The sequence below is a fragment of the Streptomyces sp. NPDC058291 genome (assembly GCF_042880855.1).
Taxonomy (GTDB): domain Bacteria; phylum Actinomycetota; class Actinomycetes; order Streptomycetales; family Streptomycetaceae; genus Streptomyces.
The window spans coordinates 118,344-131,095 of record NZ_JBHVYK010000003.1; the positions used below are offsets into that span (position 1 = coordinate 118,344).

The following is a 12,752-nucleotide window of genomic DNA, read 5'->3' on the forward strand; positions in this document are numbered from 1 at the left end:
ACCGCCCCCCCCCCGGCCGGCCCCCCCCCCCCGGGTCTGGTGTGCCGGCCCCGGGCGGGGGGTGCACCGCCCCCCGACGGCGCCCCCTCGGCGAGCGATCCGGTGGGCGCAGGCCCTGACCGCAACCGGGGGCGTGCCGCGGGACCCTGGGTCAGGCGTCGATGATGACGGGGATGATGAGAGGCCTGCGGCGGTGAGTGCGGAACGCCCAGTTCGCGACGGCTCGGGCGAGGAGTTGTTCGAGTTGGTGCGCGTCCCCGACCCCTTCCTGCGCCGCCGTGGCCAGGGTCTTCTCGATGACGGGGATGACCGACTCGAAGGTCGCGTCGTCGTGGACGAAGCCACGGGCCAGGAAGTCGGGGGCCTCGGCGAGGGCGCCGGTGTCCGCGTCGACGATCGCCACCACCGTGACCACGCCCTCGGCGGCGAGGGTGAGGCGGTCCTTGAGGGAGGCCTCCGTGGCGCCGCCGACTTCCATGCCGTCCACATAGACGTAGCCGGCCGGGACCTTGCCGGTGATGGACGCGCGCCCGTCGACGAGGTCGACGACGACGCCGTCCTCGGCGATCACGACCCGCTCGGGGTCGACACCGGTACGGATGGCGAGGTCGCCGTTGGCCCGCAGGTGGCGCCATTCACCGTGGACGGGCATGACGTTGCGGGGCTTGACGATGTTGTAGCAGTAGACGAGTTCGCCGGCGCTGGCGTGACCCGAGACGTGCACCTTGGCGTTGCCCTTGTGGACCACATGGGCGCCCCATCGGGTCAGCCCGTTGATCACCCGGTAGATGGCGTTCTCGTTGCCGGGGATGAGGGAGCTGGCGAGCAGGACGGTGTCGCCCTTGCCGATGCGGATCATGTGGTCGCGGTTGGCCATCCGCGACAGCGCGGCCATCGGTTCGCCCTGCGAGCCGGTGCACACCAGTGTGATCTTGTGGTCGGGGAGCTTCTCCAGCTCCTTGGTGTTCACGACCAGACCGGAGGGGACCTTGAGATAGCCCAGGTCGCGGGCGATGCCCATGTTGCGGACCATCGACCGGCCGACGAAGGCGACCTTGCGGCCGTGCTGGTGGGCGGCGTCCAGGACCTGCTGGATGCGGTGCACATGGCTGGCGAAGCTGGAGACGATGACCCGGCGCGGCGCGGTGCGCATCACCTGCTCGATCGCCGGGTTCAGCTCACGCTCGGAGGTGGTGAAGCCGGGGACCTCGGCGTTGGTGGAGTCGGTGAGGAACAGGTCCACGCCCTCCTCGCCGAGGCGGGCGAAGGCGCGCAGGTCGGTGATGCGCTCGTCGAGGGGGAACTGGTCCATCTTGAAGTCGCCGGTGTGCAGCACCATGCCGGCGCCGGTGCGGATCGCGACCGCGAGACTGTCCGGGATGGAGTGGTTGACCGCCACGAACTCGCAGTCGAAGGGGCCGAAGCTGCGCCGGTCGCCCTCGCGTACCCGCACCGTGCGCGGCCGGATGCCGTGTTCCTTGAGCTTGGCCTCCAGGAACGCCAGCGTCAGCTTGGAGCCGACGACGGGGATGTCGCGCCGCTCGCGCAGCAGGTACGGCACGCCGCCGATGTGGTCCTCGTGCCCGTGGGTGAGCACCACGGCCACGACGTCGTCCAGACGGTCCCGGATCGAGGTGAAGTCCGGCAGGATCACGTCCACGCCGGGCTGGGTCTCCTCCGGGAACAGCACGCCGCAGTCGACGACGAGCAGTTTGCCTGCGTACTCGAAGACGGTCATGTTGCGGCCGATCTCACCCAGGCCGCCCAGGGCGACGACCCGCAACCCTCCAGCGGGAAGGGGCGGGGCGGGTTTGAGGTCGGGGTGCGGATGGCTCATACCCCTGACGGTACCGGAGAGCGGGACGGGTTGATCCATTGGCCCGGCGGAACGGGGTTTCGGCCGTGGACGCCGCGACGACCGGATCACCCCGACGGACGGCCCGGGCGGTGCGGCGAGGGCGTGGCGTCAGGACCGGCCGGCCCGCGCGGCGGCCTCCTCCAGGTCGGACACGGTCCCCGACATGATCGTCCGTACATGCCGGGTGATGTGCTGCACGGGCCAGTCCCACCACGCGACGGCGAGGAGCCGGGCGACGTCCGCCGCGTCGTAGCGGGTGCGGATCAGCCGGGCGGGGTTGCCGCCGACGATGCCGTAGTCGGGGACGTCGGCGGTGACCACGGCGCCGGCGGCGATGATCGCGCCGTGACCGATGCGTACGCCGGGCATGACCGTGGCGCCGTGGCCGAACCAGACGTCGTTGCCGACGACCGTGTCGCCCCGGCCGGGCAGGTCGGTGATCAGGTCGAAGTGCTCCGCCCAGGAGCCGCCCATGGTGGGGAAGGGGAAAGTGGAAGGGCCGTCCATGCGGTGGTTGGCGCCGTTCATGATGAACCGGGCGCCCGTCCCCAGCGCGCAGTACTTGCCGATGACCAGCCGCTCGGGCCCGTAGTGGTACAGGACGTTGCGCGTCTCGAACGCGGTCGGGTCGTCGGGATCGTCGTAGTAGGAGAAGTCGCCGACCTCGATCAGCGGCGACGTCACCAACGGCTTGAGCAGAACCACGCGCGGGTGCTCGGGCATCGGGTGGAGCACGGTGGGGTCAGCGGGAACGGGCGGCATCGCGGAGGCGGTTCCTCTCTGGGCCCTAGGGCGACAACTGTCGCGTTAAGATGCTGGCACGGCTTGCCGCCTTGATCAACCGGATACTCATGGCCGATGACAGACGAACCGGACACCACGGCGGACCGCCGTCCGGGCGGTCGCACCGCCCGCATCCGCGCCCAGGTCCTCGACGCGGTACGCGCCGAACTGGCTGAACGCGGTCATGAGGGACTCACGATGGAGGGTGTCGCGACACGGGCCGGAGTGCATCGCGCCACGGTGTACCGGCGCTGGCGCGATGTCGGCGGCCTGCTCGTCGACGTGATCGACGCGGCCGGCGAGATGGACTGGCAGCCGCCGGACACCGGCTCGCTCCGCGGCGACCTGACGGCCCTCAACCAGGAGATCCAGGAGTCCCTGCTGGTCCAGCCGTCTGTCGCGGTCGCGCTGATGGCCGCCTCGTTCCACTCGGAGCGGGCCGCACAGGCGCAGACCCGGCTGTGGACACACCGGTACGCCCAGTGCGAGATCCTCGTCGAGCGCGCCGTCGAGCGCGGTGAGGCGCCCTCACAGCACACGGACGCGCGAAGCCTCCTGATCGCCGCCACGGCGCCGCTCTACCACCAACTGGTGCTCCTGCGGCTCGATCCGGACCCGCGACTCCCCGAACGAGCCGCGGAAGCGGCCGTCCTGGCGCTGCGCGCGGGCGCCTTCTCCGTCCGCCGGGACGAGAGCGTGTGATCGAGGGCCCTTCCGCGGACGCGGCCACTGCCCGGGCACGTCCCGACCCGGCCGCCGGCGGCTGCGGGGGCATCCGCTCCGCGCCGCTGGGCTCGGACCGGGGGGCGCGGAGTCCCCGCAGACAGGAGTCCCCGGAGACGGTGGCCGACGTCGGGGCAGGGGTGAGTGGGGCGGGCCGGCGGCCGGGAGGCGGCACGAGCGTGCAGGGAAAGACAGCCGGGCCGGTCGACCGGGGCCCCAGTCGGCCGGCGGCCGGCGCAGGGGAAACGCGCGCCGGAGTCCGCGCGGCACCGCGCAGCCAACCTCCGGCCGGCCTCGCCCGGTCAGCGCCCCAGGGCGTTGGCCAGTTCCTTCTTGCTCATCGACGAACGGCCGTCGATGCCGCGCTTCTTCGCCTCCGCGTAGAGCTGGTCCTTCGTCGGTCCCTGAGCGCCGCGGTGCGACCGTTCACCGCCGCGCTGCGGAGCGGACTTCGGGTCCTGGGTGGACGTCTTGCTCGCCGTCTTCGACTCGCCGGAGCGCGCACGTTCCTTGTTCACCGTGCGGGCCGCGATCTCCTTCGCCCGGCCCTTGCCGGCACCGCGCTTCTCGGCGCCCTCCTTGATGTGCTCGTACTGACGCTCACGCTTCGCGTTGGAGCCCTGTGGCATGTCGTTCTCCTTTCAGCTGGGCGCGGCCGTCCCGCCGCGCCGGCTTTCCGGTTGACTTCCTGCGTACCCGCCGTCCGACGATCCTCACTCGGATGTCAGCCGCGTCGGTCCCATCTGAAGCGGGGGCGCCGGGGTCTGCGAGCAGACGGCCACCGAACGGATGAGGGAACGCTCACCGCGCGCCTGCGGTGAGACACGTCCAGCGAGGTCGAAAGAACGCCGCCCGTGCAAGGGTCACGGACGGGGATGCAGCGATGACCGCCGCGACACCGCCGCCCCCGCCCGCAGCACAACGGGAGCCTTCGAACGCGTCGAGGCCACGACGGGTACAGGGGTGCTCTTTTGCGTTTCGCCTGGCCGTGTGAAGCTGCTGGATCAAACGGACCACGAACGGCCCGCACGACGCACCGACGGACCGGTGCCGCCAGGGAGGATGAACGCCATGACTACCGCGACGCTCCAGTACGGTCTGGTCTGGACCGACCGCGACGGCGTGCCGCAGGCCTCCGCCGGCAGATACGACAAACCCGCCGCCAAGCGCCGGCGTAAGGCGCTGAAGGAGACCGGCTGCACCCGCGTCGAGATCGTGCCCGTCCGGCCCGGCGAACTTCCCGAACCAGCGGCCTGACCGGGCGATACTGGCCTGGTGAGCGAGAGCGAGCGGCAGACGGGCCGGCGCTTGGAGCGGGTGATCCTTGAGTTGCTGGAGCGCCGCGGCCCCGGCAGGACGATCTGTCCCTCGGACGCCGCGCGGGCGGCGTACGAGGGGGACGACGACGGTTGGCGCGAGCTCATGGAGCCCGCTCGCCGCGCGGCTCGCCGCCTGGTCGCGGCCGGCGAGGTGGAGATCACTCAGGCCGGCCGCCCCGTCGAGCCGACGACGGCCCGGGGTCCGATCCGTATCCGTCGCGTCCGCTGACGGAGCGCCTGTCCGCGGAACTCGGCCGACTGTGGGCGGCTCGCGGTGGCGCGGTGGCCTGACGGAACCCGAGACGGTTCGTTTCAGGCGCCGACGCCGTGATACCCGGTGGTTGTCTCGCTTTTCGCACCAGGAGGAGCCATGGCAACAGGAGAAACGGGATTCAGCGACGTCATGTACGACCTCGTGTCGGTGCAGTACCACTCGTTGAAGGCCGGGCACGACTACGGCCAGTACGTCCGCGACGCGGAGAACGCCGGTAAGAAGGAGATCGCCGAGTTCTTCCGCAACGTCATGGAGCAGGACTCGGAACGTGCGGCCCGGTGTCACCGGTTCCTGGCCGAGCTGTCCGGCACGGAGCACGCCGGCCCGGCCGCCGACTGAGTGACCACCGCCCCCTCGGCGGCGCTCCCCGAGGGGGCGGCGGCGCGCCGGCGGCCCGCCCAGCCTTGAGTCGGGTCATGGCCATGCCGATGGACGCGTTCCGACGGTGAGACCCTCGTCGTCGAGCTGGATCTTCCGGGCGTGGCCCCTGAGTCGATCGACCCGGACGCCGAGCGCAACGTGCTGACGGTCAGGGCGGAACGCCGTCCGAGCGCCGACCCGGACAGCGAGATCGTGATCGCGGAGCGGCCCACCGGCTCCTTCAGCCGTCAGCTCCTCCTCGGCGAGACCCTGGACACCGAACGCGTCGACGCCGCCTAGGAGGCCGGTGTGCCGCGGTTGCGCATCCCGGTCGCCGAGCAGGCCAAGCCTCGCAAGATCGCCATCGGCGGCGGCGACTCCAGCAAGGAGATCAGCGGCTGAATCCCTGCTCCCGGTCGGGCGGTAGCCCGGAGCCGCGGCTGAATCCCGATCTCGCTCACCTGACGCCGGCCGCGGCGAGGAGCTCCGCCGGAAAGGGACCGGATGCTGTGCGGGCTCTCCTCACGCCCGATCTCCTCCGGGCGCTCTGGCGTGACGTCTTGACGGGCGCGCGGTCCGTCAGTTAACTCACGGCGTGAAGTAAGTGCTGAGTGACCTATGTGAGCCGAGGGAAGGTCCATGCCGAGAACCGCTCTGCTCCTCTCCACGACCCTGCTCTCCACCGCCCTGCTCGCCGCCGTGCTGACGCCGACGGCGTCCCAGGCCGCCGACGACCCCGCGCCCGTTCCCGTCGACCGTTTCGAGGGGGAGGTCCCCTTCGCCTCCCAGCCCGCCGAGGGCATTTTCACCTGGGGCGGAGACGGCGACGACCCGCCCGCCCTGCAGCTGACCGCCCGCGCCGACGCCCCCGAGGGCGAGAAGGTGCTCACCGGCGCCTACGACATCAGCGGCTACGGCGGCTTCACGCACGACTTCGCGGCCGACCGGCCCGCCCACGACTGGTCCGCCCGCCGCGGCATCCGCCTGTGGTGGGAGGGCCAGGACTCCGGCAAGAAGATCCCCTTCGAGATCAAGGACGGCGGCGCGAACGGCGAGGCCTCCGAGCTGTGGACGACGTCGTTCACCGACGACTTCACCGGCTGGAAACAGGTCGAACTCCCCTTCACCGGCTTCGCCTACCGAACGGACTACCAGCCCGTCGGTGGCATCGACCACGTCCTCGGGCTCACTGGGATGTGGGGGTACGCCGTCACGCTCCCCGTCGGCGTCAAGGGCCGTTTCGCCATGGACGACGTCGAGCTGTACGGCAGGGCCGACCAGGCGCTGCGGGCGAAGGTGACCACCGACGCCGCCGTCTACCCGGTCCGCGAGGGCGGCACGGCCACCGTCTCGGTCACCGTCGCCACCACCGGCTCCGCCCCCCTCGACGAGCCGGTGACCGTCGCCTACGCGACCACCGGCGGCACCGCCGACCCCGGCCGGGACTACACGCCCGTCACCGGAACGCTCACCTTCCCGGCCGGAACGGCCTCGGGCGCGACCCGCACCGTCAAGGTCCGCACCCTCCGGGACACGACCGGCGAGCCGGCCGAGACCGTCCCGCTGCAGCTCACGGTCACCGGCGCCAAGGCCCCCGCCGAGACGCCGCAGGTCGTCGTCGACGCCAACGGACTGCCCTATCTGGACGCCAGGTCGCCGGTGCGCAAGCGGGTCGCCGACCTCCTGTCCCGCATGTCCCTGGAGGAGAAGGCGGGGCAGATGACCCAGGCGGAGCGCGGGGCCGTGGGGGAGGGGGCCGACGTCACCGCGTACCAGCTCGGCTCGCTGCTCTCCGGCGGCGGCTCGACGCCCACGCCCAACACCCCCGAAGCCTGGGCCGAGATGATCGACGGCTTCCAGCTCCGCGCGCTGGCCACGCGGTTGCAGATACCGCTGATCTACGGCGTCGACGCCGTGCACGGCCACAACAACCTGGTCGGCGCCACGATCATGCCGCACAACATCGGCATCGGCGCGACCCGTGATCCCCAACTCGCCCAGCGCACGGGCGCGGTGACGGCCAGTGAGGTCCGTGCCACGGGCGTCCCGTGGGACTTCGCCCCCTGCGTCTGCGTCTCGCGCGACGAACGCTGGGGCCGCTCCTACGAGTCCTTCGGCGAGGACCCGGCCCTCGTCGAGTCCATGGAGACCGTCATCCAGGGGCTTCAGGGCCGCGCCGACGGACGGGACCTGAAGAACGACGACAAGGTCCTCGCCACCGCCAAGCACTTCGTCGGCGACGGCGGCACCGAGTACGGCTCGTCCACGACGGGCACGTACACCATCGACCAGGGCGTCACCAAGGTCACCCGGCAGCAGCTGGAGGCCGTCCACCTGGCGCCGTACCGCACCGCCGTGGACCGGGGCATCGGCACCGTCATGCCGTCGTACTCCTCGCTCGACGTCCTCGGCGACGGACAGGGCCCGGTGAAGATGCACGCCCGTGCCGACATGATCAACGGCGTGCTGAAGGGACGCATGGGCTTCGACGGGTTCGTCATCAGCGACTGGAACGCCGTCGACCAGCTCCCCGGCGACTATCCGTCCCGCGTCCGCACGGCGGTGAACGCGGGCGTCGACATGATGATGGTCCCGTACGGCTACCAGGACTTCGCCTCCACCTTGATCGGCCAGGTGAACGCCGGGCAGGTGAGCCGGAAGCGGATCGACGACGCCGTCTCGCGCATCCTCACGCAGAAGTTCCGGCTGGGACTGTTCGAGCACCCCTACGCGCGGACGGACAACGCCTCGAAGATCGGCGGCGCAGCGCACCGGGCCGTCGCCCGCCAGGCGGCCGCCCAGTCGCAGGTCCTGCTGAAGAACAGCGGCGGGGTGCTCCCGTTGAGGAAGACGCAGAAGGTCTACGTCGCCGGGTCCAACGCCGACGACCTCGGCAACCAGACCGGCGGCTGGACGGTCACCTGGCAGGGCGCCTCCGGCACCCACACGCAGGGCACCACGATCCTCGACGCGATGCGCGAGGATGGTGACGTCACCTACTCCAAGGACGCCTCCGCACCCACGGCCGGCTACGACGTCGGCGTGGTCGTCGTCGGCGAGACCCCGTACGCGGAAGGGGTGGGGGACGTCGGCAACGGGCACTCGCTCCAGCTGTCAGCCGCCGACCGCGCCGCCGTCGACCGGGTGTGCGCGGCCATGAAGTGCGCGGTGCTCATCGTCTCCGGACGCCCCCTGCTGGTCGGCGACCGGCTCGGCGCGATCGACGCCCTGGTGGCGTCCTGGCTGCCGGGCACGGAGGGCGACGGCGTGGCCGACGTGCTGTACGGGAAACGGCCCTTCACCGGCCGGCTCCCGGTGACCTGGCCCCGGTCCGAGGCCCAGCTGCCGATCAACGTCGGCGACACGTCGTACGATCCGCAGTTCCCGTACGGCTGGGGCCTGACGACCCTGGCCAAGACGCCGACGGGCGGGGCGGCCACCCTGCGCGCGCTCGGCGTCGCGGCCGCGGCGGCCGAACGGGCGGGATCCGACCGGGCCGGCCGCGCGCTCGTCGCCCGGGCTCGGCTGATCGTCCAGCAGAAGGTGGGCGCGGACGTCACGGCGGCGGTCGCGAAACCGTTCGCCGACGCCGATCACCTCTCGCTCACCGGACGGTACGCCGAGGCCGTCCGCAAGCTGGCCGAGGCCTACCGGGCCGCCTGAGAAACCGCCGTCCGCACGACCGGTCGTGGGAGGCTTCGGGCCGTATCGCCTCGGACAGGGGCGCCGTACGGACCCGCAGCCTCCCACTCCATCGCTGACCGCTGCCGCGATGCGTCCGACAGATCGCAGCAGACGCAGGCGCAGACGCAGACGCAGACGCAGACGGTGGCGTCTCCGGGCCGCGAAGGCGCCTGCCCGGCGGGCGATCCGGGCCGGTCAGCCGGTCGTGGGCGGCGTCCCGCGGACCCCACACGGGAGCCCGAGGGCGTGATGAGGCCTCACGGCATCATCTCGTACACCCCCGACAGAGCCTCGACGCGCTGCCAGACGCGCTCCGAACGCGCCCCGTCGACGACCGGACGCCGGACCGCGCCGAGCGCCCAGACCTGCTGCTCCTCGGTCGCGGAGTCCTTGCCGTGCAGCTCGACGGCGTGCGCGGAGAAGTCCCGCACGAGGACGGCGAACAGCTCGTCGAGGACGTCCTCGTCGAGGCCCGCGAGGGCGGCCTGCTCCAAAACCAGCTGCCCGTGGACGACGAGCGCGAAGAGCTGGCCGACGGCGAGGAGCAGGTCGAGGTCCCGGCTCTGCTCCTCGTCGGGCGCGGCCGTGAGCACGAAGTCGCAGAGCGCGTCGGCCTGTTCCCGGAACCGGGCCACGTTGGACAGGTGGGCGTACGCGTCGAAGGCCGGCCGCCAGTCGTGGAAGCGCACCGAGCCGAGGCCGCGGGCCGGGCCCTGGCGGAAGAGGAAGACGTCGTCGGCCGCTTCGATGCGGGGCGCGACGGGCTCGTACGCGACCGGGTCGAGGAGGTGGTTGCGCATGAACTTGAGGATCAGCGCCAGGTTGACGTGGACCGTGCCCTCCAGCTTCGGCAGGCTGCGGATCTCGACGGCGGCCTGGGCGAAGTAGTTGTCCTTCTCGAAGCCCTTGGCGGCGATGACGTCCCACATCAGGTCGATGACCTTCTCGCCCTCGGTGGTCACCTTCATCTTCGTCATCGGGTTGAAGAGGAGGTAGCGGCGGTCGTCGGGGCCCGCGGTGCGGAAGTAGTCGACGGCGCGGTCGCTGAACAGCTTCATGCCGACGAGCCGGACGTAGGCGTCGGTCAACTCGCGCCGCACGTGCGGGAAGACGGTGACCGGACGGCCGTAGAGGATGCGGTTGTGCGCATGGGTGACGGCCTCGTACATCGCGTGCTCGCAGATGCCGATGGAGGCGGTGCACAGGTTGAACTTGCCCACGTTGACCGTGTTGAGGGCGGCGTCGAAGGCGGCGCGGCCGGTGTGCAGCACGTCCTCCGGGGTTACGGGATAGTCCTCCAGGCGGAACTCGCTGACGTACTTCGACGAGTCGACGACGTTCTTGACCAGGTGGTAGGCCGGGTGCCGGCTGTCGGCGGCGAAGAAGACGTACCCGTCGGGGCCCTCGACGTCGGTGCGGCGGCCGAAGACGGAGACGAGCCCGGCGGCGTTGCCGTTGCCGATGTAGTACTTGGAGCCGGTGGCCCGGAAGCCGCCCGCGCCGTCGGGCTCCAGGAGCATGTCGGTGGAGTAGATGTCGGCGCCGTGCGCCTTCTCGGACAGGCCGAAGCCGAACACCTCGCCCTGGTCGAGCAGTTCCGCCGCACGGGCGCGGGCGGCGGGGTTGTCGCTCTGCCAGACGGGGCCGAGGCCGAGGATGGTGACCTGCCACGCGTACCAGTAGTCCAGGCCGTAGAAGCCGAGGATCTCGTTGAGGGCGGCTATGCGCGCGGTGTCCCAGCGCTTGTCGTCCTCGCCCTCTGCGGCGGCCGAGGAGACCGTGAGGAAGGTCGCGAAGAGCCCCTCCTTGGCGGCGAAGGCGAGGAAGTCGCCGAGCCAGGCGCGGGTGCGGTAGTCCTCGATCAGCCGCCGCCTGCCCCGCTCCTCGAACCAGTCGACGGTGGCGCGCAGCAACCTGCGGGTCTCCGGGTCGAAGTGCGCGGGGTCGTACGTGCGCGGGTTGAAGAGCAGCGTGTCGGCCATGGGGGCCGCCTTTCGGCTGGGAGGGGTGGAAGGGGTGGAAGGGGGAACGGGTACAGATGCCGGCGCCTGCTCGGACACCGGACACGCGTGGACGCGGATCCGGGGGCCTGCCCGGCCGGTCAGCGACCGCTGCCGAATCCGGCGAGCGTGGCGAGGACGTCGTCGAGCCAGGCGATCATCATTCGCTCGTACGCGATGCCGCCACGCAGCACGACGTGCTGGAGCTCGCGCTCGGCGTCGAGCGGACCGTCCGCCGCGGGCTCCCCGAAATCGCGGACCTCGCCCGCGAGGTAGTGGGCCAGGCGGTCCGTGTGGGCCCGCCGGTGCCGCTCGACCTCAGTGATCAGGGCGGCCGGATCATCGAAGGCGGCGCCCCGGACCTTGACCGCCAGGTCGTGCCGCACGCTCTCGGGCTCGGTCGCCTCGTGGAGCCATGCGGAGAGCGCGGCCCGCCCCGGCCCGGCGACGGAGTACTCCTTCTTGTCAGGACGCCCGGACTGCGGGACGTCCCGGACGTCGACCCAGCCGTCGCTCGCCATGCGCTTGAGCACGCGGTAGATCTGCTGGTGGGTGGCGGTCCAGAAGTAGCCGATGGACCGCTCGAACCGCCGGGCCAGCTCATAGCCGGAGCCCGGCTTCTCCAGCAGGGAGACGAGGATCGCGTGCTCGAGCGCCATGCCCACGATCCTCCTATGCACCTCGTTGCATAGCAACGCCGCAGCCGTGAGACACGGCTCACCCGATTCCGGTCGCGCAGCTCACCGCCCAACTCCCCGGGAGGCCGGTTCCGAAGACGACGACGTCCACGCCGGCGCGCCGCGTTCCGCGCGATGTCACAGCATCTCGAAGTCCTCGTACTCGAACCCCGGAGCGACGATGCAGGACACCAGGACCGGCTCGTCACCGGCTGGTTGCGCGGTCTGCCAGACCCCGGCCGGAACGAGAGACTGCGGCTGCCGGCCACGCTCGACGTCGGGCCCCAGCACAGTGGTGGCCGCTTCCTGCGGAGCGGCTCCGCTGCCACCGAGCCGCAGTGTCAGCGCGCCGCCCCGGTGCCACAGCCACAGTTCGTCCGAACGCACCCGGTGCCAGCGGGACACCTCGCCGGGGTGGAGGAGGAAGTAGATGCCGGTGGCGAAGGGGCGTGGCCCGGCGTACCCGTCGGGAACGGCCGTCGGCCCGGTCCGCCACGTCTGGCGAAACCACCCGCCCTCGACATGCGGCTCCAGTCCAAGATGTGCCACCAGCTCGGAGATCTCACTCATGAGCAGACATGCTGACGCATGACCCCCTTGGGGGGCACCCCCTGTAGGGCTCCCCGTGCTCGCGGTCGTCGACATACGTCGCCCGCCTCGGGGAGCAAGTACGACGTGCGCATCAACGCGTGCTACAACCGCGGCGACTCCGACGTCACCGACTGGAAGATCTACAGGGTGTAGAGCCGTCCACGGCGCCACCCGTCCACGGCGCCACCCATCCACGGCGCCACCCGTCCACGGCGCCACCCGTCCACGGCGCCACCCGTCCACGGCACCACCCGTCCCCGGGCCGGACGCCGCCCGGGGTGGGGTGGACCTGCCTGAACAGGTTCGAAATTTCGGTAACTGTTCGGAAAGTAGCGGCTGCCGCGGGCACCTGAGGCGCGGTGGTATCGGCCGCTACGTCTGCGAAGTCGGCGCAGTTCCGGTAGCCGAGCATCGTTCACCCGCACGGTCGGGCCGTTCCATCGGCTTGACCTGCGGATTATCCGCCACCTGGCGGGCGAATGT

11 protein-coding genes and 1 pseudogene are annotated in these 12,752 nt (G+C 71.3%); 6 read left to right on the forward strand and 6 right to left on the reverse strand.

Annotation, left to right across the window (positions count from 1 at the left end; genetic code table 11):
- Positions 1-151: 151 nt before the first annotated feature.
- Both ACFVYK_RS02730 and ACFVYK_RS02735 read right to left on the reverse strand, forming a co-directional pair.
- Positions 152-1,837, reverse strand: coding sequence for a ribonuclease J (locus ACFVYK_RS02730; protein ID WP_389767719.1), 1,686 nt, complete (start codon positions 1,835-1,837; stop codon positions 152-154).
- Positions 1,838-1,966: 129 nt separating this feature from the next.
- Positions 1,967-2,620 carry a CatB-related O-acetyltransferase gene (locus ACFVYK_RS02735; protein WP_389767721.1) on the reverse strand — a complete coding sequence of 218 codons (654 nt, stop codon included), beginning with the start codon at positions 2,618-2,620 and terminating at the stop codon, positions 1,967-1,969.
- Positions 2,621-2,716: 96 nt separating this feature from the next.
- Between ACFVYK_RS02735 and ACFVYK_RS02740 the strand changes: the two genes are divergently transcribed.
- Entirely contained in the window at positions 2,717-3,343 is a 627-nt protein-coding gene (locus ACFVYK_RS02740; protein WP_389767723.1) for a TetR/AcrR family transcriptional regulator, read from the forward strand.
- Between the two features lie 323 nt (positions 3,344-3,666).
- On the opposite strand, the gene ACFVYK_RS02745 is transcribed toward ACFVYK_RS02740, so the two are convergent.
- Positions 3,667-3,993 carry a plasmid stabilization protein gene (locus ACFVYK_RS02745; RefSeq protein WP_389767725.1) on the reverse strand — a complete coding sequence of 109 codons (327 nt, stop codon included), beginning with the start codon at positions 3,991-3,993 and terminating at the stop codon, positions 3,667-3,669.
- A 442-nt stretch (positions 3,994-4,435) separates the two neighbouring features.
- Here ACFVYK_RS02745 and ACFVYK_RS02750 point away from each other — a divergent pair, with 442 nt between their 5' ends.
- The 5 genes and pseudogenes from ACFVYK_RS02750 to ACFVYK_RS02770 all read left to right on the forward strand — a co-directional run bounded on the left by ACFVYK_RS02750 (position 4,436) and on the right by ACFVYK_RS02770 (position 8,980).
- Positions 4,436-4,621, forward strand: coding sequence for a hypothetical protein (locus tag ACFVYK_RS02750; RefSeq protein ID WP_389767727.1), 186 nt, complete (start codon positions 4,436-4,438; stop codon positions 4,619-4,621).
- Between the two features lie 18 nt (positions 4,622-4,639).
- Positions 4,640-4,912 (forward strand): DUF3253 domain-containing protein, encoded by a 273-nt coding sequence (locus tag ACFVYK_RS02755; protein WP_389767729.1) that lies wholly within the window; start codon positions 4,640-4,642, stop codon positions 4,910-4,912.
- A gap of 141 nt (positions 4,913-5,053) precedes the next feature.
- Positions 5,054-5,296: an acyl carrier protein gene (locus tag ACFVYK_RS02760; protein WP_389767731.1), complete on the forward strand. Its 243-nt coding sequence runs from the start codon at positions 5,054-5,056 to the stop codon at positions 5,294-5,296.
- Positions 5,293-5,719 (forward strand): annotated as a pseudogene (locus ACFVYK_RS02765) (Hsp20/alpha crystallin family protein). The gene ACFVYK_RS02760 and the pseudogene ACFVYK_RS02765 overlap by 4 nt, the downstream one beginning before the upstream one ends.
- Before the next feature lie 237 nt (positions 5,720-5,956).
- On the forward strand, positions 5,957-8,980 hold the full coding sequence (locus tag ACFVYK_RS02770; protein WP_389767733.1) for a glycoside hydrolase family 3 N-terminal domain-containing protein: 3,024 nt from the start codon (positions 5,957-5,959) through the stop codon (positions 8,978-8,980).
- A 278-nt stretch (positions 8,981-9,258) separates the two neighbouring features.
- Here the strand turns inward: ACFVYK_RS02770 and ACFVYK_RS02775 are convergent, their stop codons facing one another.
- From ACFVYK_RS02775 to ACFVYK_RS02785, 3 genes are all read right to left on the reverse strand, one after another.
- On the reverse strand, positions 9,259-10,983 hold the full coding sequence (locus ACFVYK_RS02775) for an acyl-CoA dehydrogenase family protein (protein ID WP_389767735.1): 1,725 nt from the start codon (positions 10,981-10,983) through the stop codon (positions 9,259-9,261).
- Between the two features lie 119 nt (positions 10,984-11,102).
- Entirely contained in the window at positions 11,103-11,660 is a 558-nt protein-coding gene (locus tag ACFVYK_RS02780) for a PadR family transcriptional regulator (protein WP_389767737.1), read from the reverse strand.
- 156 nt (positions 11,661-11,816) lie between these two features.
- Entirely contained in the window at positions 11,817-12,248 is a 432-nt protein-coding gene (locus tag ACFVYK_RS02785; protein ID WP_389767739.1) for a cupin domain-containing protein, read from the reverse strand.
- Positions 12,249-12,752: the final 504 nt, after the last annotated feature.